Annotated in this window: 20 protein-coding genes; 2 read left to right on the top strand and 18 right to left on the bottom strand. The window is 66.5% G+C overall.

What is annotated here, in order from left to right; genetic code table 11:
- Nucleotides 1-20: 20 nt before the first annotated feature.
- Nucleotides 21-689, top strand: a complete 669-nt coding sequence (locus ACLM5J_RS18760) for a class I SAM-dependent methyltransferase (protein WP_413658162.1) — start codon at nt 21-23, stop codon at nt 687-689.
- Here the strand turns inward: ACLM5J_RS18760 and ACLM5J_RS18755 are convergent.
- From ACLM5J_RS18755 to ACLM5J_RS18745, 3 genes are read right to left on the bottom strand one after another with little or no spacing between them, the layout of a single operon-like run.
- Nucleotides 660-1,790 carry a prenyltransferase gene (locus ACLM5J_RS18755; protein ID WP_413658160.1) on the bottom strand — a complete coding sequence of 377 codons (1,131 nt, stop codon included), beginning with the start codon at nt 1,788-1,790 and terminating at the stop codon, nt 660-662. The genes ACLM5J_RS18760 and ACLM5J_RS18755 overlap by 30 nt on opposite strands.
- Nucleotides 1,780-2,529, bottom strand: a complete 750-nt coding sequence (locus tag ACLM5J_RS18750) for a methyltransferase domain-containing protein (RefSeq protein ID WP_413658158.1) — start codon at nt 2,527-2,529, stop codon at nt 1,780-1,782. The genes ACLM5J_RS18755 and ACLM5J_RS18750 overlap by 11 nt, the downstream gene beginning before the upstream one ends.
- Nucleotides 2,529-3,779 (bottom strand): glycosyltransferase family 4 protein, encoded by a 1,251-nt coding sequence (locus tag ACLM5J_RS18745; protein ID WP_413658156.1) that lies wholly within the window; start codon nt 3,777-3,779, stop codon nt 2,529-2,531. Before ACLM5J_RS18745 ends, ACLM5J_RS18750 begins: the two co-directional genes overlap by 1 nt.
- A gap of 214 nt (nt 3,780-3,993) precedes the next feature.
- Here ACLM5J_RS18745 and ACLM5J_RS18740 point away from each other — a divergent pair, with 214 nt between their 5' ends.
- Nucleotides 3,994-4,596, top strand: a complete 603-nt coding sequence (locus tag ACLM5J_RS18740) for a TetR family transcriptional regulator (RefSeq protein WP_413658154.1) — start codon at nt 3,994-3,996, stop codon at nt 4,594-4,596.
- Between the two features lie 250 nt (nt 4,597-4,846).
- Here the strand turns inward: ACLM5J_RS18740 and ACLM5J_RS18735 are convergent, their stop codons facing one another.
- The 15 genes from ACLM5J_RS18735 to uvrB form a co-directional block, all read right to left on the bottom strand.
- On the bottom strand, nt 4,847-5,602 hold the full coding sequence (locus ACLM5J_RS18735) for a glucose 1-dehydrogenase (RefSeq protein WP_413658152.1): 756 nt from the start codon (nt 5,600-5,602) through the stop codon (nt 4,847-4,849).
- 18 nt (nt 5,603-5,620) lie between these two features.
- The gene (locus ACLM5J_RS18730) at nt 5,621-6,535 is read right to left on the bottom strand and encodes a 3-oxoacyl-ACP reductase (protein ID WP_413658151.1); all 915 of its coding nucleotides are present in this window, start codon (nt 6,533-6,535) and stop codon (nt 5,621-5,623) included.
- On the bottom strand, nt 6,532-6,726 hold the full coding sequence (locus ACLM5J_RS18725) for a ferredoxin (RefSeq protein WP_413658149.1): 195 nt from the start codon (nt 6,724-6,726) through the stop codon (nt 6,532-6,534). The genes ACLM5J_RS18730 and ACLM5J_RS18725 overlap by 4 nt, the downstream gene beginning before the upstream one ends.
- A 40-nt stretch (nt 6,727-6,766) precedes the next feature.
- Nucleotides 6,767-7,735 carry an NAD(P)/FAD-dependent oxidoreductase gene (locus ACLM5J_RS18720; RefSeq protein ID WP_413658147.1) on the bottom strand — a complete coding sequence of 323 codons (969 nt, stop codon included), beginning with the start codon at nt 7,733-7,735 and terminating at the stop codon, nt 6,767-6,769.
- 35 nt (nt 7,736-7,770) lie between these two features.
- The gene (locus ACLM5J_RS18715) at nt 7,771-8,565 is read right to left on the bottom strand and encodes a hypothetical protein (protein ID WP_413658145.1); all 795 of its coding nucleotides are present in this window, start codon (nt 8,563-8,565) and stop codon (nt 7,771-7,773) included.
- Nucleotides 8,565-9,137: a hypothetical protein gene (locus tag ACLM5J_RS18710; RefSeq protein WP_413658143.1), complete on the bottom strand. Its 573-nt coding sequence runs from the start codon at nt 9,135-9,137 to the stop codon at nt 8,565-8,567. The genes ACLM5J_RS18715 and ACLM5J_RS18710 overlap by 1 nt, the downstream gene beginning before the upstream one ends.
- Nucleotides 9,134-10,393, bottom strand: a complete 1,260-nt coding sequence (locus ACLM5J_RS18705) for an MlaD family protein (RefSeq protein WP_413658141.1) — start codon at nt 10,391-10,393, stop codon at nt 9,134-9,136. The genes ACLM5J_RS18710 and ACLM5J_RS18705 overlap by 4 nt, the downstream gene beginning before the upstream one ends.
- Nucleotides 10,390-11,742, bottom strand: coding sequence for an MCE family protein (locus ACLM5J_RS18700; protein ID WP_413658139.1), 1,353 nt, complete (start codon nt 11,740-11,742; stop codon nt 10,390-10,392). Before ACLM5J_RS18700 ends, ACLM5J_RS18705 begins: the two co-directional genes overlap by 4 nt.
- Nucleotide 11,743: 1 nt before the next feature.
- Nucleotides 11,744-12,952 carry an MCE family protein gene (locus tag ACLM5J_RS18695; protein ID WP_413658137.1) on the bottom strand — a complete coding sequence of 403 codons (1,209 nt, stop codon included), beginning with the start codon at nt 12,950-12,952 and terminating at the stop codon, nt 11,744-11,746.
- 2 nt (nt 12,953-12,954) lie between these two features.
- Nucleotides 12,955-13,938 (bottom strand): MCE family protein, encoded by a 984-nt coding sequence (locus ACLM5J_RS18690; protein ID WP_413658135.1) that lies wholly within the window; start codon nt 13,936-13,938, stop codon nt 12,955-12,957.
- Complete coding sequence (locus ACLM5J_RS18685; RefSeq protein WP_413658134.1) at nt 13,938-15,008, bottom strand: MCE family protein; 1,071 nt, start codon at nt 15,006-15,008, stop codon at nt 13,938-13,940. The genes ACLM5J_RS18690 and ACLM5J_RS18685 overlap by 1 nt, the downstream gene beginning before the upstream one ends.
- A complete protein-coding gene (locus tag ACLM5J_RS18680; RefSeq protein ID WP_413658132.1) occupies nt 15,005-16,312 on the bottom strand; it encodes an MCE family protein in 1,308 nt (435 codons plus the stop codon). The genes ACLM5J_RS18685 and ACLM5J_RS18680 overlap by 4 nt, the downstream gene beginning before the upstream one ends.
- Before the next feature lie 7 nt (nt 16,313-16,319).
- Complete coding sequence (locus tag ACLM5J_RS18675) at nt 16,320-17,159, bottom strand: MlaE family ABC transporter permease (RefSeq protein ID WP_413658131.1); 840 nt, start codon at nt 17,157-17,159, stop codon at nt 16,320-16,322.
- Nucleotides 17,159-17,890 carry an MlaE family ABC transporter permease gene (locus ACLM5J_RS18670; protein WP_413658209.1) on the bottom strand — a complete coding sequence of 244 codons (732 nt, stop codon included), beginning with the start codon at nt 17,888-17,890 and terminating at the stop codon, nt 17,159-17,161. The genes ACLM5J_RS18675 and ACLM5J_RS18670 overlap by 1 nt, the downstream gene beginning before the upstream one ends.
- 203 nt (nt 17,891-18,093) lie before the next feature.
- Nucleotides 18,094-20,199, bottom strand: a complete 2,106-nt coding sequence (gene uvrB, locus ACLM5J_RS18665; protein WP_413658130.1) for an excinuclease ABC subunit UvrB — start codon at nt 20,197-20,199, stop codon at nt 18,094-18,096.
- Nucleotides 20,200-20,227 lie beyond the last annotated feature (28 nt).

Here is a 20,227-nt window from a genome sequence, read left to right as displayed (position 1 = left end):
GAACGTGTTCCAATAGTGTCATGAACGACGTCTCCGCGCAGATGCCCTCCGACCTACTGGAACACGCCTTGGCGGCCAAGGGGTTCATGCCCGCCGACGAGGGCGCGTTGCTGCACCGCTACGGCGTCGCGCAGCTCGGTCAGGGCCCGGCGCTTGAGGTCGGCACCTACTGCGGCAAGTCGGCAATCTACCTCGGTGCCGCCGCGCGCGAGGTCGGCGGCATGGTCTTCACCGTCGACCACCACCGCGGCTCGGAGGAGAACCAGGCCGGTTGGGAGCACCACGACACCACCCTGGTCGACCCCAACGACGGCCGGATGGACACCCTCGGCGTCTTCCGTCGCAACATCGCGGCCGCCGGACTCGAGGACCACGTGGTTGCCGTCGTCGGCAGCTCCCCCAGCGTCGGCGCGCACTGGCGGACGCCGCTGTCGTTGCTTTTCATCGACGGTGGCCACGGCGTCGAGCCCGCCCGAGCGGACTTCCAGACCTGGCCGCGTTGGGTCGCGTCGGGCGGCGTCCTGGTGATCCACGACGTCTTCCCCGACCCCGCCGACGGCGGCCGCCCGCCGTACGAGGAGATCTACCTTCCCGCGCTTGCCAGCGGTGCCTTCACCGAGATCGACGTCGTCGGCTCGATGCGGGTCCTGCGGCGCACCTCAGGAGAGGCTGGGGACCTCGTCGTCTGAACGGCAGTCGCAGCCGAGCCCGATCTCCGCGAACGGAGCGGGCAAGGTGGCGCCCTTCATGATGTCGCCGCCCGGAGTGAGCTCTGCCAGCTGGTCGTAGGCCAGGATCACCGCAGCCGCGGTGTAGCTGGAGTACTCCACCGGCCAGTTGACGTCGTCGGGCCAGACGTAGCCGGTCCAGTAGCTCCCCGCCTCGGCGCGCAGGTGCTGCATGTCGGCGAAGAGGGCGAGCGCCTTGTCGCGCTCCCCCGCCGCGTCGAGTGCCATCACCAATTCACACGTCTCCGCGCCGGTCACCCAGTCGTTCTTGCCGACGCAGCGGATGCCGAGGCCCTCGACAACGAACCGGTCCCACTCGGAGTTGCTGAGCAGTTCGCGGGCGGCGGCGTCCTGTACGGCTCCGCCGAGGACCGGGTAGTACCAGTCCATCGACCACTCGGACTTGTCGAGGAACTCCCCGGCATGTTCCCGGACGGCATGGCCCAGTCGGCCACCCGCGAGCTCCCACTCGGGCTGTGCGTCACCGATCAGCTCGGCGATCGCCACCCCTGCGCGCAGGCTCTGGTAGATGCTCGAGGAGCAGGCCAACAAGCCCTCCTCGTTGACCTTGCCGGGTCGGCCGTCGCGCCACTCCTGGGACCAGGCGATCGCACCCCAGTCCATCTGCAGCGAGACTACGAAGTCCAGACCGCGCCGGACCGTCGGCCAGAACCGACGGACGAAGTCGAGGTCGCGCCGGATCAACCAGTGGTGCCAGACACCGACCGCGATGTAGGCGGACATGTTCGTCTCGGCCGACTCGTCCTCGACCTTGCCGCCGACGATCTTCATCGGCCACGAACCGTCGGCCCGCTGGTTGGCGCGCACCCACTCGTAGGCGCGCTCCGCGGCGGCGACCTGGCCGCCGACCAGCATCGCCATCGCACCCTCGACGTGGTTCCACACGTCGGTGTGCTCGCCGGCGACCCAGGGAATGGCGCCGTCCGGCTCCTGCATCGCCGCGATCGCCGCGGCAGACGCCTCGATCTGCGCCGGCGTCAGGACATCCCGGACGTCGGCGACAGCGAGTTCGGGCCGTGAGCGCGGGGAGTCAGGCCGCATCAGGCTTGGTGAAGTACAGGACCATGCTCTTGCCGATCACCGGGTCGAGCACCTTGTCGGCCACTCGGAGCGAGAGCGGGTTCTTCATGATCTGCCACTCAAGCAGCTTCTGGTAGCCACGGGCCAACGGGTGCTCGTTGTTCTCCACGCCGACCGCGCACTTGATCCACCAGTACGGGGCGTGCAGACCGTGCGCGTAGGACTTGCCGGTGAAGATCATCGCGTCACCGTCGGTGCCGTCATTGGGGCGACCGGCCTTGGTGACCTTGTCGATCAGCTCATGGTCGGTGTAGATCCGGATGTGGCCGCCCGGCGCGTTGTGGTAGTCGGCCGAGAGCTTCCAGTTGATCACCTCGGGCAGCCAGCGCGGCACCGAGACGGCGAGCGTGCCGCCGGGACGCAGGACCCGGACCATCTCCTTGATCGCGTCGACGTCGGCCCAGATGTGCTCCAGGACCTCGGCGCAGACGATCCGGTCGAACTCGCCGTCAGCGAACGGCAGGGAGAGAGCGTCACCCTCCTTGACGTCGGCCTCGGCACCGACCGGGACCTCGCCGGCCTCCTTCATCGCCACGAAGAGGTCACGCACGCCGGAGAGTTCGTCGGCGTCCTGGTCGAAGGCGATGACGTCGGCGCCACGGCGGTACATCTCGAAGGCATGGCGCCCAGCGCCACAACCCATGTCGAGGACGCGCTCGCCCGGTCGCAGGCCCAAGCGGTCAAAATCGACGGTCAGCATCAACGCTCCTGGTTGGTGGTGGACGCCGCGGCGTCGATGGTCTCTTCGTAGGCCTGGGCGACAGCGATGGCGACGGCGCGCCAGCTGAACCGTTCCAGAACCCGTTCCCGGCCCGCCCGGCCCATCCGGGCCCGGCGCTCGGGGTCGTCGAGCAGGTCGGCGATGGCGGAGCGGAGCTCCTCCACGTTGCCGGGCTCGACCAGGTCGGCGCAGAGGCCGTCCGGGCCGACGACCTCGGGGATCGCTCCGGCACGGCTGACGACCAGCGGCGTCTCGCAGGCCATCAGCTCGGCGGTCGGCAGTGAGAAGCCCTCGTAGAGCGACGGCACGCAGGCCAGTTCGGCCGAGCCCATGATCTCGACCAGTTCGGCGTCGCTGATCCCGTGCACGAAGCGGACGGAGTCCTTGATCGCGAGCTTCTCGATCAGCTGCTCGGTCCGGCCGCCGGCCTGCGGCTTGCTGACCAGCACCAGCTCCAGGTCGCGCTCGGTGCGAAGCTTCGCGAACGCCTCCAGCAGGGTGTGCACGCCCTTGATCGCGGCGTCGGCGCTGGCCATCGCCACGATCCGGCCCGGGACGCGCGGCTTGGTCGGCGGCACGAACGCGTCGTCGGCACCGAGCGGGATCACCTGGATCACGCCGGGCGATACGTTGAAGTCCGCGACGATGTCGCGCGCCGAGGACTCCGACGGGGTCAGGATGCGGGTGGCGCGGCGGGCGACCTTGCCCTGCATCCGCAGGAAGCCGTACCAGCGACGCAGGGTGAGCCGCTTGCGCCAGTTGGGGGCGGCGGCGAGGTCGACGCGACGGTCGAAGGTGATCGGGTGGTGCAGGGTGGTGACGACCGGGAACCCGGCCTCCTGCAGGTCGACCAGGCCGTAGCCCAGGACCTGGTTGTCATGGATTACGTCGAAGTCGTCGCGGCGCTCCATCAGCAGCTTGGCGACGCGCTTGCTGAACGTCTTCGGCTCGGGGAAACCGGCCACGCACATGGTGGCGAACTCCTCGACGTCGATCAGATCGCGGAACTCACGCGGGTGCGGGACCCGGAACGGGTCGGGCTCGCGGTACAGGTCCAGGCTGGGCACCTTGGTCAGGCCCACGCCAGGGTCGAGCTCGGGGTACGGCTGGCCGGAGAAGACCTCGACCTCGTGGCCCAAGGCCACCAACTCACGACTGAGGTGCCGAATGTAGACACCCTGGCCACCACAGTGGGGCTTACTTCGATAGGACACCAGTGCAACCCGCATGTCTGCGACCTTTCCCTTCTTCTCTCGGATCGGTGACCCGAGACACTGACGCGTGACACGCCGACCGGCTACCCACCAAAATGGAACGTGTTCCTATTATGGACCATCAGCGGCTAGCCTAAGCAACAGCTGCAACGTGCGTCACCAGTTAACGATTGCACCAGCACATGTGACCTATGCCACGTGGCATGAACCAGAAGGGAGGAGACCGACGATGAACGCGATCAACTCCCTACCCGCCGCACAGGTCGGTTCCACTGCACAGCGCGAACGGCGTCGCCGGATCCTGGCCGCCACCATCGAGCTGGCCAGCCAGGGTGGCTTCGACGCCGTCCAGATGCGCGCCGTCTCCGAGCGCGCCGACGTCGCTTTGGGCACGCTCTACCGCTACTTCCCCTCCAAGATCCACCTGCTGGTCTCGGCGCTGGGTACGGAGTTCTCCAAGACGGCCTCCTCCCTCGAGGGCAAGACGATCACCGGGGACACCCCGGCCGACCGCGTCCTCTTCGTGCTGGGCCGCAACACCAAAGCGATGCAGCGCGACCCGCAGCTCACCGAGGCTCTCACCCGCGCGTTCATGTTCGCGGACGCCTCGGTTTCCAGCGAGATCCACAGCGTCGGCATGATGCTGACCGGCGTCCTGGTCCAGGCGATGAACGGCGACGACTCGGTCGAGCCCTCCGAGGAGCAGATCGCGATCGCCAAAGTGATCGGCGACGTCTGGCTGTCGGCCCTGGTCGGCTGGGTCACCGGCCGTCACTCGGCCGACGAGGTCAGCAGCTCGATGAGCGTCGCCATCCACCTCCTCCTCCGCTAACCCGAACCGTCAGGCACACGCGCCGAACCGTCAGGCACGGGCGCCGAACCGTCAGGCACACGGCCCGAACCGTCACGCTCGGGGCCCAGACGTCAGGATCTTGTGGCGAACTGTCTGGTCTTCGCCAAACACTTGAGCCCGTAGCCATTCTGGCTACGGGCTCAAGTTCGTACTACCGACGGTTCAGTTCGTACTACCGACGGTTCAGTTCGTACTACTGACGGTTCGGCGCGTGTGCCTGACGGTTCGGCTAGCCGCCGAAGGCGTGGGTGGCGGTGGCGCCGCCGTCGACGGCGATCTCCGCGCCCGTGACGAAGCTGGACTCGTCGCTGGCCAGGTAGACGTAGAGCGGGGCGATGTCGCCCGGGTTGCCCACGCGCTTGAGGGCCACCTTGCTGGCGCCGTACTCCATCGCTGCGTCGCCGCCGTGGATGCGGGTCATCCCGGTGTCGATCATGCCGGGGTGCACCGAGTTGACCCGAATGCCCTTGGGCCCGAGCTCGAGGGCCGCGGCCTTGGTCATACCGCGGATCGCGAACTTGGTCGCCGTGTAGCCGGCGCAGCTGGCCATACCGGCCAGGCCCTCGATGGACGAGGCGTTGATGATCGAACCACCACCGTTCTCGCGCATCACCTTGGCCACCGCCTTCATGCCCAGGAAGACACCCAACTGGTTGACCCGGAAGAGCAGTTCGTACTCCTCCACCGGCTGCGTCTCGATCTCGCCGAAGCGCAGGATGCCCGCGTTGTTGGCGAGCACGCTGACCGGACCGAAAGCCTCGACGGTGGTGGCGACGGTCGCCTCCCACGAAGCGAGGTCGCTGACGTCGTGGCGCACGAAGAGGGCGTTCTCGCCCAACTCGTCGGCGAGGGTCTTGCCCTCGGCCTCGGCGACGTCAGCGATGACGACCTTGGCGCCCTCGGTCACGAACGCACGGACGATCGCCGCGCCCTGTCCCTGCGCGCCACCGGTAACGATGGCGACCTTGCCGGCCAAACGGCCCATGAGTGAACTCCCTTTTCGTCAGATGGTGAGCTGCATGATCGAGTCAGCAGCGAAGCACTTGCTCGGGTCGCGGTCGGTGAAGTAGCCACCGAGCTGCTGGTCCAGGTCGCCCAACGACCAGGTGTCGGCGGTGGCGTCGAAACGCTGCTCGACGACCGGCGCCGCGATCAGCGAGACCATGCCGCCGTAGACGACGAAGAGTTGGCCGTTGATCCGCTCGGCAGCCGGCGACGCCAGGTAGGCGACCAGCGGTGCCACGTGGTCGGCGGAGAACGGGTCGACCGTCTTGCCCGACTCGTCGGGGGCGAAGACCTGCTCGGTCATCGCGGTCCGCGCCCGGGGGCAGATCGCGTTGGCGGTGACGCCGATCTTCGACAGGCCACGCGCAGCCGACAGGGTGAGGGCGGTGATGCCGGCCTTGGCCGCGGCGTAGTTGGCCTGGCCGGGGGAACCGGAGAGGAACGCCTCGGAGGAGGTGTTCACGATCCGGCCGTAGACCGGGGCACCCTCAGCCTTGGACTTCGAACGCCAGTAGGAGGCGGCGTTGCGGGTCAGCAGGAAGTGGCCACGCAGGTGCACCTTGATGACCAGGTCCCACTCGTCGTCGGCGAGGTTGAAGATCATCCGGTCACGGGTGATGCCGGCGTTGTTGACCACGATGTCGACGCCACCGAGCTTCTCGGCCTCCGCGATCATCAGGTCCGCGGTCGCCCGCTCCCCCACGTCGCCCGGAGCGATCCGCACCTCAACCCCGAGGCCGCGCAGCTCTTCGGCGGCTTCGTCTGCGGCGCTAGGCAGGTCGTTGAGCACGATGTTGGCGCCCGCGCTGGCGAGCGCGCGTGCCTCGGCCCGACCGAGACCGGCACCTGCGCCGGTGACGATGGCGACCTTGCCGCTGAGGTCCAGATTTTCCTGGGTCATCTTGTCCTTCATCCCTCCACGATGGAGATCGCGGATTTCGGGCACGCCGCTACGGCGCGCTGTACGCGATCACGGTTCTCGTCGGTGATCTCCTCGACCTTCACGACCAGGTAGTCATCGTCGTCAAGCTCGAAGGCGTCCGGGGCCATCGCCTCGCACAACCCGTTGGACTCACACAGGTCGAAGTCAACCTTCACCTTCATCTCTTCGTGCCTCTCTGCCCACTCACCGGGCTTTTCGTGGTCATTCAGCTTCGCTGGAGTGACCGGGGAAGACGTGTGCTGTCGGGTCGATCACCACGGCAGCGTTGTTGATGGCAGTGGCTGCTTCGCCGAAACCGACGGCGATCAGCCGGACCTTGCCGGGGTACTCGGTGATGTCTCCGGCTGCGAAGACACGGTCGAGGTTGGTCCGCATCGCGGTGTCCACCAGGATGTGCCGCTTGTCGAGCGCCAGGCCCCACTCCTTCATCGGACCGAGGTCGGCGATGAATCCGAGCGCCGCGATCACGGCTTGGGCGGGCAGCGTGCGGGTCTCGCCGCCGTCGAGAGCGAGCTCGACCTCGCTCACCCACTCCTCGCCGCGCACCGCGCTGAGCTGGGCCTTGGTGATGATCTCGACGCTGGACTCCCGTACCTCGGCCACGGTCCGGGCGTGGGCCCGGAACGCGTCGCGCCGGTGGACGAGCGTCACGGTGCGGGCGATCGGCTCCAGGTTCTGGGCCCAGTCGAACGCCGAGTCGCCGCCACCGATCACGACGACGTCCTTGTCGCGGTAGGGCTCGAAGTCAGGGACGAAGTACTCGATGCCGCGGCCGATCCAGTCCGCGCCGACCGGAAGTGGCCGCGGAGCGAACTTGCCGATCCCCGCGGTGATCAGGACCGCCTTGGCGCGGACCTCCGTGCCGTCGTCACAGCTCACCGTGACGCCGTCAGCGTCGGTGACCAGCCCGGAGGCGGTACGCCCCAGGAGGTACTCCGGCTTCGCGGTGTCGGTCTGGGCCACCAGGCCGGCCACCAGTTCGCGTCCCTTGACCGTGGGGAACCCGGCGACGTCGAGAATCGCCTTCTCCGGATACATCGCGGTGACCTGACCACCGAGCTCCGGGAGCGAGTCGATGATCGCCACCGACAAGCCACGGAATCCCGCGTAGTAGCCGGCGTAGAGACCCGCCGGTCCGGCACCAATGATGAGGAGATCAGTTTCGATCATGAGACCCGCTCCTGGGGTAGGCGACCTGGGAGCACTCATCCTGCCTTGATGTCGTCGATTTTCCAGGCGTTCTTCTCACGAATTGCGGTGACGAAGAGGCGCAGCGGGTTCAGGTCGGTGACCGCCTGCTTGCCGGTGCCCTTGGTGACGTACTGGTTGACGAAGATCAACGCGGTGACCTTGGAGCTGGTCGCGCTGAGCACGGACTGCGCCTGGGTCTGCATCTGGTAGTCGGCGTTGTTCGCCTTGACCTTGTCCGCGGTCTCGTTGAACGTCGCGGTGTACTCCTCGTCGATGAACCGCTGGGTCATCAACGGCTGGACCGCCTCGAGGTGTCCATCGATGGACTTGGCGGAGAAGGTGAAGATCTTCGAGATCGCGTTGGCCACCTCATCGACCGAGCCGGCCCACTCCACGGAACTCACCGTCACCGGGTGCACGCCTGCACCGGGAGGCGTGAACTTGCCGGCCTGGATCGTCGGCTCCCAGCGCTTGACGTCGCCCTCGTCCGGCTCGCCTGCGAGCCCGGTGATCGCCAACCCGATCAGCAGCACCGCGAGGACGGCAAGCACCGAGCTGAGCACCACGGTGGTGCGGCGCCGCTCGAGGATCGAGGGCTGTGCCGTCCCCTCAGCAATGGTCCCAGCAGCCTTGACCGCCTTGGCGGACTTGGGTTCAGCCGACTTATCGGTCAGGGTCCCGGCCGACTGCTCGGCTGCGGGCTCGGAGCCAGGCTCCGTGGGCCGCGGGCTCTGTCCGGCGACGCGGCGGATGGGACGCGGGCCCTGGGCCTGTCCGCCCAGCCGGCGGGGCTTCTTGTTCTCGGCCATCACGGCACGAACTTCAGGTCGTTGGTGCGCCAGTGACCGTCGGTCCAGACGAGATCCATCTGCAACCGCTGCGCGTTCGCCTGCGGGGACTTGGTCTCCTTGTTCTGCACGCTGCCCTCCATCGCCACCAGCACGGTGGCGTTCTCCTTGTCAGCAGCGACCACACCGGCACCGACGATGCGGCCGGTCTGGATCACCTGGTTCTCGGTGGTGACCTTGACCAACGATTCGATGGTCGCCTGGTACTGCTCCGCGAAGTCACCGGTCGAGTTGGCGAGGACCCGCTCGTTGTGTTCGTCGATCTCGCGGTAGTCGACGTTGAGGAAGTCCAACGCCTGTTGGGTTGCGGCCATCAGCACGCTGGCGTGCAGGTCCTCGCCCTTGGCGTCGAGCGCCACACCCGCCGGGACGGCGTCCGAGCTACTGAAGGCGTTCCGGGTCCGATCCGCGATCGAGGTGGTCGACTGCTGCTGGAGCAGCACCAACAGGACCACGCCACAGGCGACCAGGACGACCGCCAGATAGAGGATCACGTTGAGTCGGCTCCGCGAGAGCCCTTTGAGTGCGTTCACTGGTTCACCGGTCCCACAAGCATCCACTTCCACGAATCGTCGCCGAGCACCGAGAGGCTGCGCGGCTGGTTGACGCGTACAGGATTGCCGAACTGGTCGACGAGCGAGTCGCTGATCCCGGTCTGGGGGTCGTAGGTGCTCCGGTAGGCGCCGTTCTTCCAGTTGTAGCGCGTCGGCGAGCGATCAGAGCCGCGCTGCAACGCGTCCGGACGCTGGCAGCCTGCCTCGAACGTCGGAGCGTCGGTGAGGTCATGCGGCGAGCGCCATTCGCTGGCCGGGATGTAGCCCGGCCCGGTGCACGGCGTCGGCGTCTGCGCCAACTGGATGTTGGTGTGGCCCCAACCGTCGCCCGGAGTACCGGTGAAGCCCGCCGCGACGGCGCGCGGGAACTCGACCAGGATCTGCTCGACGCCGGTGATGTTGGCCATGATCACGCCGTTCATGTCGATCATGTTGGCGAGCATCACCGGAATGGTGGGTTCGAGGTCCTTGAGCAACCCCTGGACCTCCTGCAAGGCAGGGGGCGCGTCGCGCATCGTGCGGCGCAGGTTCTTGTCGCTCTTCTTCAACGTGTCGGTCAGCAGCGAGAGGTCACGGGCGAACGAGGTGATGTTCTCGCCCTGCTCCTTCTGCGTCTGGAGCACCTTCTGGCCGGCCCGCAGCAGGCGGATGGTCTCGGCGGTGTGGGCCGTCGCCTCGTCGACGAACTGGACGCCGCCTTCGATCAGTTGGTTGAGCGGCGCATCGGTGTCCGCGAACATCGCGCCCACCTCGTCGAGGACGATGGAGGTGCTCTTCTTGTCCACCGAGCTGACGAACTCGTCGAGCTGAATCAGCAGGTCGTCCTCGCCCACCGGGAGCGATGCCGCGTTGGCGGTGAACTTGGTGCCCTCGGTGGCGTACGGGCCTGACGAACTGGCCGGCTCGAAGTCCAGGTACTGCTCACCGACGGCGCTCAGGTTGTGCACGTAGATCGAGGAGTCCTTGGGCAGCTTGGTGCCCTCGTCCAACGCGAGCTTGGCGACCAGGCCGTCCGAGGTCGGCGTCATCTTGGCGACCTTGCCGATCTTGACGCCTCGGTAGGTCACCGAGGCGCCTTCGTAGAGGCCACCCGAGTCAGGCAGCGACGCCTCCACGGTGAACCCGCGGCCGAGAACCTTGTCGACGACGCCCAGGTAGCTCGCCGTCACGTAGACGATGCCGACGGCGCTCAGGATGACGAAGAGCATCAGCCGGACCTTTACTCCGCGGGTCATCGCGTCAACGTCCTTCCGTAGAGGTCCGCCTGCTTCGGTGCGTTGACCGAGGGAGCGACCATGCCGAGCTTGAGCGCGCCCATGCTGAGCAGGTCGCCCTCCTTCTCCGAGACACTCGGCGTCTTCTGCTCACTCCGGGAGAGGCCGAGCAGCGAGGTGAGGTCCGGCAGGGTACGGACGATCTGGCAGACCGGGTTGTTCTTCAACGCCGGCCCGGAGCAGAGCGCCTTGAGGTTCTTGACCAGGTCGATGTCGGCGAGCACTGCCTGGCAGGACTTGCTCAGCAGGTTGCCCGAGGCGAGGCACTTCTGGACCTTGGTCAGCACCTGACCCGGGTTCAGCAGCGGCGCCTCGCCGATGAAGTTCTCCAGGTTCACGTCGAGCTTGATCTCGGCGTTGGCGTAGTCGCCCTTGACGATCTCGCGGGCCTCGGACGGGAACGGGAAGCTCAGCATCAGCGAAAGGCCACCGGGCAGCGCCTGTCCGGCCTCGTTGAGCTTGGTCAGGATCGGCCGGAGGTCACCGAGGATGGCGAGCAGGTCGGCCTTGGTCGCGCCGATCACCCGGGTACCGACCACGCCGAGCTTGTCGAGCTCGGTCAGCATCGCGACCAGGTTCTCCTGCTGGGACCGGAGCACCTTGACCGCCGGCGCCATCGCGTCGATGGCGTTGCCGATCGTCTTGCGCTCGGCGTTCAGCGTGGTGCTGAGCCGGTTCATCGACTCCAGCGCGTTGATGATGTCGACCTTCTGGTCGTCGATCGTGCCGACCACCTCGTCGAGGGTGCCGAAGAGCTTCTTGAGGTCGTCCTGGCGGCCGTCCATCACCGCGTTCATCTCGTGGGTGATGGTGCCGAGCTGTGCGACACCACCGCCGCTGAGGAGGAAGGAGAGCGCACCGAGGACCTCTTCGACCTCAGGGTTGCGTCCCGTGTCGGCGAGCGCGATGTGCGCCCCGTCGGCCAACCGACCCACGGGTTCTTCGGCCCGCGGCGACTCCAGCGAGACGTACTTCTCGCCGAGGAGGCTGGTCTGGCGGATCTCGGCGACGGCGTTGGCCGGGAGGTCGACGTCGTCGCGGACCCGCATCACGATCGCTGCGTGCCAGCCCTTCCGCTCGACCTCGAGGACCTCACCCACGGTGACGTCGTCGACCATCACCGGCGACTTAGGGACGACGTTCATGACGTCCTCGAATTCCGCGGTGATCTCGTAGGCGGAGTCGGCATTGACCGGCGAACCGGGCAGCGGCAGGTCGTAGGCGCCGTCGAAGTCACAGGCGCTGGCCAGCGTGAGCGCCAGCAACAGACCGGTGCCGGCAGCGAGCCGTTGGCGAAGCGTGCGCTTCATCTCAGCTCCCTCCCATCAGGTCGGCCAAGGTGGCGTTGGTGTTCGAGTCGTAGTCGGTGACGTCGGGGCGGACCTCAGCTTCGGGCTTCGCCTTCGGGTTGGTCTTGCCCTTCTCGCCGGGGGCAGTACGGCCCAGCACCTGCGAAGTGACCGGCGTGAGCAGGCTCTGGAAGAGGCTGCAGGCGGTCTTGGTCAGGGCGTTGCTGATCTTGTCGCTCTGGGTGATCAGCGCGCAGAGGAACTGGTCGAACCGCGCGATGTTGCCTGCGAAGCTGAACCGGGAGTTCTGGCTACCGGTGCGGACGTCGTAGCTGGCGTTCAGGTTGCCGATGGCCACCGGACCGGCGAAGAGGGCCCGGTTGAGCTCCTCCTTCTGCGAGGCGACCGCCTTGACGGCCTTGGTCAGCCGCTTGATGTTGGTGCTGACGCCCTTGCGGTTGTCGGCTACGAAGGTCTTCACCGTGCCGACGGCGTTGGCCACCGCGGCGAGTGCCGCCTCCAGTTCCTGACGCTCGTCGGCCAGGTCTGCGGAGACCCCAGCCAGGTCCTTGACGAACGCGTTGACCAGCTCGTCGTTGGCGGCGAGCGTCTCGGTGAACGCGGCGAGGTTCTCGACGGTCTCGAAGAGGTCCCCGCTGCTGGAGCCGAAAGTCTCGGCGGCCTGCGCCAGGCTGCGGATCATCTTGTTGCCCTTGGCGCCCTTGCCCTCGAGCTGCTTGGCAGCCACCGAGAGCAGGCGGTTCAGCGAGCCGTCCTTGTTGACGCCGTTGGGGCCGAGCGCCACCGAGAGGTCACGGAGGCTGGAGTAGATCCGGTCGAGTTCGACCGGGACGCCGGTGTTGGGCAGCGCGATCTTGGCGCCGTCCGCCAGCGTCGGCCCGGACTCATAGACCGGGGTGAGCTGGATGAAGCGGTCGGCGACCAGGGTCGGCGTGACGATCACGGCCTTGGCGTCGGCAGGGATCTTGTAGTCGGCGTCGTACTCCATCGCGACGCGGACCGACTCGCCGTCGGGCGTCACCGAGGTGACCCGGCCGATCTTGACGCCGAGGATCCGGACCTCGGTGTCGGGGTAGATGCTGACGGCGCGCGGGAAGAAGGCGGTCGCGGTCTTGGTCGGCTTGTCGTCGTCGAGGGCGACGAAGACGACCGCGATCAGGGCCAGCACGGCCACCACAGCCAGGATCTTGGCGTTGATCTTCTGCAGCATGCTCAGCCTCCCATCGAGACGTCGGAGAACTCGCCGTTGGCAAGGTTCAGCAGGTTGACCACGTAGGCGTCGAACCACGGACCGGTACCGATCACGTCACCGAGGATGTCGGCGTACGGACCGTAGGCGGCGATGGTGCGGCGCAGCTCCTTGTCCTTACGGTTCAGGAGACCCAACACCTGGTCGAGCTCCTTCATCGCGGGCTGCATCTGCTCCTGGTTGTCGGTGGCGACACCCCGCAGTTCGCGAGCCATCACCCGAGCACTGACCAGGAGCCGGTGGACGGCCTCCTTGCGGTTGCGCAGTTCGGCGAAGACCAGTTCGCCGCTGTGCATGATGTCGACGAGGTCGTCCTTGCGGTCGTTGAGCAGACCGGTCAGGTCACCCGAGCTGGCGAGCAACCGCTTGAGCTCCTCGTCGCGGCTGGCCAACGTGGTCGAGAGCCGGGTGATCCCGTCCATCGCCCCTTCGAGCTCGGGGCCGGAGACGTCGATGATCTCCGAGAGCGAGTCGAGGGCGCTGGTCAGGTCGTCGGTGTTGATCCGCTCGGTGGTCCCGGTGAGATCGCCGAGCACACCGACGATGTCGTAGGCGGCCTCGGTCCGTTCCAAGGGGATCGTGCCCTTGGCGCTGATCTGACCGCCGCCGGCAGGGATCAGCTCCAGGTACTTCTCGCCCAGCAGGTTAAGCACCTTGACCGCTGCGCGCGACTCCTTGCCGAACTCGACGCCGCTGTCGACCTCGAACTCGACGACGACGATGCCGTCCTCGACGCGCAGCTTCTTGACGCTGCCGACCCGCATCCCGGCGACCTGGACCATGTTGCCGGTCCGCAGGCCGGAGGCGTCGCTGAACTCCGCCTGGTAGCGGGTGCCCTTGAGCCCCGGCAGCTTGCCGATGTTGAAGGCGGCGGCGAAGGTCAGCATGACCACCACGATGGTGATCGCGCCGAGCCGCATGATCTGACGATCCGAGTAACCGCGCATCACTTGCACCTCTTCGCGGTCGACTTCAGGGAGACCTTGCTCAGCGCCTTCTGCAACTCGTTGAGCACCGGGATGTCGGAGAGCACCGGCAGCTTGATCGAGAGTCCCACCGAGCAGAGGTAGTAGGCGTACCAGGAGCCCATGGTTCCAGTGCGGGCCTGGTCCTCCATCGACTCCGGGAGGGTGTCGAGCAGGTCGACCAGGATCGCCTCGTTCTCGGGCCGGCTGAGCAGGGTGGCCACCTTGCGGAGTTCGCGGATGTCGTCCTTGAGCAGCGGGCGGCCCTTCTTCAGCAGATCGGCGATGACGTCGGTCAGGTCCGAGATGTTGTCGAGCGAGTTGCCGATCACCTTCCGGTCCCGTGCCAGGTCCTTCATCCAACCCTTGAGGTCGATGACCAGAGCGGTGAGCTCGGTGGAGCGATCGTTGACCGTGTCGAGGGTCTGGCTGAGGTTGGTGATCACGTCACCGATCAGCTCGTCGCGGTCGGCCAGGGTGTTGGTCAGTGAGGAGGTGTTCTCCAACAGGCTGCGAATGGTGCCGCCCTCGCCCTGCATCACCCGGACGATGTTCATCGACAGATCGTTGACCTCGTCCGGCTGGAGGGCGCTGAAGAGAGGCTTGAAACCGTTGAACAGGACGTTGAGGTCCAACGACGGCTCGGTCCGGTCGACCGGGATGGTCGCGTTCTCCTTGAGTTTCTTGGCCTCCCCGGCGCTTTCGCCGGCCTCGAGGGCGAGGTAGCGCTCACCGACGATGTTCTTGAACCTGATCTCGGCGCGGGTCGCGGTCGTCATCGGCACGTCGGCCTTGACCCGGAAGGTCACCTTCGCCTGACTGCGCTGGTAGCTCTCGACCTTCTTGACCTCACCCACGGAGACGCCGGCGACCCGGACGTCGTCCCCCTTCTCCAGCGACGTCGCACTGGTGAAGATGGCCTGGTACATCCGGCCCTCGCCGAATCCGACGTTGCCCATGATCGCAGCGAGAAATCCGGTCACGATCAGGCTCGCCGCGGTGAAGATCGCCATCTTGATGGCGGCGGAACGGGTCACGCTCGCCCGACTCATGGTGCAACCTCCGCGCCCTTGACCAGCGGGCCGTAGACCAGGGACGGCAGCGCACCGTACTCATCGACCGCTCGCCCGCTCTGGGCGGCGAGCAGTGAGTTCACGGCGTACTGGTCGGCCCGCGTCCCCGCCATGTCGGTGGTCGAGCGCATGAACGATTCACCCCCGAGAATGCTGAACACACTGGTCTTGTCGACGCTGCTGTTGTTGCCGTTGCGGATCTTGAACGGGCCGATCGGGAACTGCGGGTTGGGCAGACCGTGGCACATCGGGCCGCGGCCGATCTCGCCGTAGACCGGGCGGTCCTCCGGCTTGTAGCCCTCCATCTGCAGGGAGCCGAGCTCGGTGTACTGCTTCACGCGTTGCCCGGAGAACATGTCGGCCAGCCGGGCGTCGTACTTGTCCAAGCCCTGGAAGAGGCAGGGGAACTCGGGCGAGTAGACGGCGAGCAGGTCGAGGATCGGCGCGGTCAGCTCGGTGGCCCGGATCAGGTTGGCCTCGTTGTCGACCAGGATCTTGCGGCCGGTCTTGGAGACGCCGGTGAGGCTGACCAGGAACGCTTCCAGGTTCTCCTTCTGGTCGGTCAGTGTGTTCGCGGTGACCGTGAGGTTGCCCAGGGTGTCGAGCAGGTCCGGTGCGGCGTCGGCATAGGTGCCGGCGACGTCGGCGAGCAGCGAGAGGTCCTTGCGCAGCGTCGGGAGTTCACCCTTGATCGCGTCCAGGTAGGTCCCGACCTTGTCCAAGGTGATGCCGAGGACCTCGCCCTTGCCGTCCAACGCACCGGCCAGCGCGCTGAGCGCCGCGTTGAGGTTGGCCGGGTCGATCGAGCGGAGCAGCGGGAAGAGGTCGGCGAGGATCTTGTTCAGCTCGACGTTCGTCTCGACGCGGTCGGAGGAGATCACCTGGCCGTCGGTCAGCCGACCCTGCGGGGTGTCAGGCCGAACCAGCGCGACGAACTTCTGGCCGAAGAGCGTCGTCGGCAGGATCTGGACGCTGATGTTCTCCGGGATCGACTTGGCGGCCTCGGGCTTGATGCCGAGTTTGATCTCGGCTTCCTTGCCGTCCTGGGAGATCGAGCGGACCTGCCCGACGAGGACGCCGTTGATCCGGACGTCGCCGAACTTGGCGAGCTGGAGGCCTGCCCGGTCGGCCTTGACGGTGACCATGGTGACCGGCTCGAACGCCTTCTGGTAGACGGCGATCGAGAAAGCCAGCAGTCCGGTGATCATCGCGATGAAGAGGATGCCGCAGATCTGCAGACGACGGTGTTCGGCGGGGGTGCCGTGGTGCATGTTGATCAGCATCGGCAGATCACCCCGTGATCCGGACGGTCGTGGTGGAGCCCCAGATCGCGAAGCTCAGGAAGAAGTCCGCGACGACGACCCAGACGATCGAGGTCCGGATCGCCCGGCCCACTGCCATCCCGACACCAGCCGGACCGCCGGAGGCGGCGTAGCCGTAGTAGCAGTGGATCAGGATGATCGAGACCGCCAGGAAGATCAGCTTGAAGAACGACCACAGGATGTCGATCGGCGGCAGGAACTGCAGGAAGTAGTGGTCGTAGGTACCAGCGGACTGGCCGTACATCATCGTGGTGATCAGGCGCGGCGACAGGTATGACGCGGAGAGCGCGACGATGTAGAGCGGGATGACCGCGATGAACGCGGCGATCATCCGGGTGGTGATCAGGAACGGGATCGACGGGATGCCCATCACCTCGAGGGCGTCGATCTCCTCCGAGATCCGCATCGCACCGAGCCGTGCGGTGTAACCACAACCGACGGTCGCGGCGAGCGCGATCGAGGAGATCAGCGGCGCGACCTCACGGGTGTTGAAGTAGGCCGAGATGAAGGCGCTGAACTTGGCGACGCCGATCTGGTTGAGCGAGGCGTACCCCTGGATACCGACCTCGGTACCGGCGAAGAAGGCGAGGAAGGCGATCACACCGACGGTGCCGGCGATCACGCTGAGGCCTCCCGCTCCCCAGGTGATCTCGGCCAGGGTGTTCCAGATCTCGCGGCGGTAGCGCTTGAGCGCCCGCGGCGTCCAGGCCAGAGCCTTGGCGTAGAAGAGGAACTGATCGCCGTACTGTTCCAGGCTGTCGCGCCTGGCCCTGACGAACGAAGAGCCCACTGCAGTGAAGGTTGCCATCACATCCCCGGGGGTGGCACGACTTGGAAGTAGATGAGTGTGATCACGGCGTTGATCAGGAAGAGCAGCATGAACGCGACGATCACCGACTCGTTCACGGCTCGGCCGACGCCGAGTGGCCCGCCACCGGCGTTGAGGCCCTTGTAGGCCCCCACGATGGCGGCCAGAGCACCGAAGACCGCGGACTTGATCATCGCGATCCAGAGGTCGGAGATCGAAGCGAGCGCGGTGAAGCTGGAGAGGAAGGCACCTGCGGAGCCACCCTGGATGATCACGGTGAAGAAGTAGGCGCCGCCGATGCCGGCCGCGATCACCAGGCCGTTGATCAGCACCGCGACCACGACACAGGCGACGACACGGGGCGCGACCAGGCGTTCCAGCGGATCGATGCCGAGGACTTCCATGGCGTCGATCTCTTCGCGGATCTTCCGGGCTCCGAGGTCGGAGCAGATCGCCGAGCCTGCGGCACCGGCGATGATCAGCGCGGCCGCGATCGGCGCCGCTTCACGGACCACCGCGAGCACCGCGGTGGCACCGGCGAACGACTGAGCGCCGAGTTGTCCGGTCAGGTTGCCGACCTGGAGCGAGATCACCGCGCCGAACGGGATCGAGACCAACATGGCGGGGAGCAGGGTGACGCTGGTGATGAACCAGGCCTGCTCGATGAACTCCCGCATCTGGAACGGACGGGTGAAGATTCGCTTCACCACGCCGATGACCATGGCGGTCATCTCCCCCGGCCCGCGCACCACGGAGGCGGCCGAAAACCCCATACCCCTGCCTCCCTCACCCGTTGAACCACATACCGACAGTCATGTGACTAGTGCCACGCAGATGTTAGAACGTGTTCTCGTTTTGCACAACGCAAACGCTCCCTCTGTCTCAGAAAACGACAGAGGGAGCGTGGAGTGACGCGTGGGTAACGTAGGTGCGGCTAGCGGGTGGCCTCGATCATCTGCCGCAGTTCCTTCTTCAGTTCCGAGATCTCGTCACGCAGCCGAGCGGCCACCTCGAACTGAAGTTCGGCAGCCGCGTGGTGCATCTGAGCAGTTAGCTCCTGGACCAACTCGGCGAGATCCGTCGACGGCATCCCCGCGACGTCCGGGCCGGCGTTCTCCTTGAGCTTGCTGAGCCCCGGCACCGGGGCGACCTTCTTGCCGCCCTTGCCCTGCCCCCAGGTGGCGAGCAGCTCCTCGGTGTTCTCATCCTCACGGGCGAGCATGTCGGTGATGTCGGCGATCTTCTTCCGCAGCGGCTGCGGGTCGATGCCGTGCTCGGTGTTGTAGGCGATCTGCTTGGCCCGACGGCGATCGGTCTCGTCGAGGGCGGAGATCATCGACGGGGTCATCCGGTCGGCGTACATGATCACCTGGCCCGAGACGTTACGGGCGGCACGACCGATGGTCTGGATCAGGGACTTGTCGGAGCGGAGGAAGCCCTCCTTATCGGCGTCCAGGATCGCGACCAGGGAGACCTCCGGGAGGTCCAGACCCTCTCGGAGCAGGTTGATGCCGACCAGGACGTCGTACTCCCCCAGCCGCAGCTCGCGAAGCAGTTCGATTCGGCGGAGCGTGTCGACCTCGGAGTGCAGGTAGCGGGTTCGGATCCCGGCTTCGAGCAGGTAGTCGGTGAGGTCCTCGGACATCTTCTTGGTCAGCGTGGTGACCAGGACGCGTTCGTTGCGATCCACGCGGTCGCGGATCTCGCCGATCAGGTCGTCGATCTGCCCCTTGGTGGGGCGCACCACCACTTGCGGGTCGACCAGGCCGGTCGGGCGGATGATCTGCTCCACCACGTCGCCCTGGACCTTGTCGAGCTCGTAGTTGCCCGGCGTCGCGGAGAGGTAGACCGTCTGGTCGATCCGCTCCAGGAACTCCTCCCAGCGCAGGGGACGGTTGTCCATCGCGCTCGGCAGCCGGAAACCGTGGTCGACGAGGTTCCGTTTGCGCGACATGTCGCCTTCGTACATGCCGCCGATCTGCGGGACGGCGACGTGCGACTCATCGACAACGAGGAGGAAGTCCTCGGGGAAGTAGTCGAGCAGGGTGTTCGGAGCGCTGCCGCGTTCGCGGCCGTCCATGTGCATCGAGTAGTTCTCGATGCCGGAGCAGCTACCGACCTGCCGCATCATCTCGAGGTCGTAGGTCGTCCGCATCCGCAGCCGCTGTGCCTCCAGCAGCTTGCCCTGGCGCTCGAACTCCTCCAGCCGGTCGGCGAGCTCGGCCTCGATGCCGGCGATCGCCCGTTCCATCCGTTCCGGGCCCGCGACATAGTGCGTCGCCGGGAAGACGTGGAGTTCGGCGTCCTCGGTGATCACCTCGCCGGTGATCGGGTGCAGCGTCATCAGCCGCTCGATCTCGTCACCGAAGAACTCGACGCGAACCGCCAGCTCCTCGTAGACGGGGAAGATCTCCAAGGTGTCGCCACGGACCCGGAAGGTGCCCCGGGTGAACGAGAGATCGTTGCGGGTGTACTGGATGTCGACCAACCGCCGGAGTACCTGATCGCGGTCGATCTCGTCGCCGACCCGGAGTCGCAGCATCCGGTCGACGTACTCCTGGGGCGTACCGAGACCGTAGATGCAGGAGACGGTCGAGACCACGATCACGTCACGCCGGGTCAGCAGCGAGTTGGTCGCCGAGTGCCGCAGCCGCTCGACCTCCTCGTTGATCGAGGAGTCCTTCTCGATGTAGGTGTCGGTCTGCGGCACATAGGCCTCAGGCTGGTAGTAGTCGTAGTAGCTGACGAAGTACTCGATCGCGTTGTTCGGGAAGAGCCCGCGCAACTCGTTGGCGAACTGCGCCGCGAGCGTCTTGTTCGGTTGCAGGACGAGCATCGGTCGCTGCAACTGCTCGGCCACCCAGGCAACCGTCGCCGTCTTACCGGTACCGGTGGCGCCGAGCAGGACGACATCCTTCTCGCCCGCGTTGAGCCGCTTACTGATCTCGGCGATCGCCGCCGGCTGGTCGCCGGAGGGCTGATAGTCCGAGACGACGTCCAAGGGGGCTACGCGGCGCTCAAGATCGGTCACTGGTCGCATGTTGGCCAGCCTACGACCAGCGTCCGAC

It is taken from the genome of Nocardioides sp. Bht2, assembly GCF_047308515.1.
Classification (GTDB): domain Bacteria; phylum Actinomycetota; class Actinomycetes; order Propionibacteriales; family Nocardioidaceae; genus Nocardioides.
The sequence above is the reverse complement of the archived record's forward strand: the minus strand, read 5'-3'. Positions and strand labels throughout refer to the sequence as shown.

What these genes read in the sequence shown, in the direction of transcription:
- ACLM5J_RS18760 (WP_413658162.1), top strand. Translation starts at nt 21, where the DNA reads ATGAACGACGTCTCCGCGCAGATGCCCTCCGACCTACTGGAACACGCC.
- ACLM5J_RS18755 (WP_413658160.1), bottom strand. Translation starts at nt 1,790, where the DNA reads ATGCGGCCTGACTCCCCGCGCTCACGGCCCGAACTCGCTGTCGCCGAC.
- ACLM5J_RS18750 (WP_413658158.1), bottom strand. Translation starts at nt 2,529, where the DNA reads ATGCTGACCGTCGATTTTGACCGCTTGGGCCTGCGACCGGGCGAGCGC.
- ACLM5J_RS18745 (WP_413658156.1), bottom strand. Translation starts at nt 3,779, where the DNA reads ATGCGGGTTGCACTGGTGTCCTATCGAAGTAAGCCCCACTGTGGTGGC.
- ACLM5J_RS18740 (WP_413658154.1), top strand. Translation starts at nt 3,994, where the DNA reads ATGAACGCGATCAACTCCCTACCCGCCGCACAGGTCGGTTCCACTGCA.
- ACLM5J_RS18735 (WP_413658152.1), bottom strand. Translation starts at nt 5,602, where the DNA reads ATGGGCCGTTTGGCCGGCAAGGTCGCCATCGTTACCGGTGGCGCGCAG.
- ACLM5J_RS18730 (WP_413658151.1), bottom strand. Translation starts at nt 6,535, where the DNA reads ATGAAGGACAAGATGACCCAGGAAAATCTGGACCTCAGCGGCAAGGTC.
- ACLM5J_RS18725 (WP_413658149.1), bottom strand. Translation starts at nt 6,726, where the DNA reads ATGAAGGTGAAGGTTGACTTCGACCTGTGTGAGTCCAACGGGTTGTGC.
- ACLM5J_RS18720 (WP_413658147.1), bottom strand. Translation starts at nt 7,735, where the DNA reads ATGATCGAAACTGATCTCCTCATCATTGGTGCCGGACCGGCGGGTCTC.
- ACLM5J_RS18715 (WP_413658145.1), bottom strand. Translation starts at nt 8,565, where the DNA reads ATGGCCGAGAACAAGAAGCCCCGCCGGCTGGGCGGACAGGCCCAGGGC.
- ACLM5J_RS18705 (WP_413658141.1), bottom strand. Translation starts at nt 10,393, where the DNA reads ATGACCCGCGGAGTAAAGGTCCGGCTGATGCTCTTCGTCATCCTGAGC.
- ACLM5J_RS18700 (WP_413658139.1), bottom strand. Translation starts at nt 11,742, where the DNA reads ATGAAGCGCACGCTTCGCCAACGGCTCGCTGCCGGCACCGGTCTGTTG.
- ACLM5J_RS18695 (WP_413658137.1), bottom strand. Translation starts at nt 12,952, where the DNA reads ATGCTGCAGAAGATCAACGCCAAGATCCTGGCTGTGGTGGCCGTGCTG.
- ACLM5J_RS18690 (WP_413658135.1), bottom strand. Translation starts at nt 13,938, where the DNA reads ATGCGCGGTTACTCGGATCGTCAGATCATGCGGCTCGGCGCGATCACC.
- ACLM5J_RS18685 (WP_413658134.1), bottom strand. Translation starts at nt 15,008, where the DNA reads ATGAGTCGGGCGAGCGTGACCCGTTCCGCCGCCATCAAGATGGCGATC.
- ACLM5J_RS18680 (WP_413658132.1), bottom strand. Translation starts at nt 16,312, where the DNA reads ATGCTGATCAACATGCACCACGGCACCCCCGCCGAACACCGTCGTCTG.
- ACLM5J_RS18675 (WP_413658131.1), bottom strand. Translation starts at nt 17,159, where the DNA reads ATGGCAACCTTCACTGCAGTGGGCTCTTCGTTCGTCAGGGCCAGGCGC.
- ACLM5J_RS18670 (WP_413658209.1), bottom strand. Translation starts at nt 17,890, where the DNA reads ATGACCGCCATGGTCATCGGCGTGGTGAAGCGAATCTTCACCCGTCCG.
- uvrB (WP_413658130.1), bottom strand. Translation starts at nt 20,199, where the DNA reads ATGCGACCAGTGACCGATCTTGAGCGCCGCGTAGCCCCCTTGGACGTC.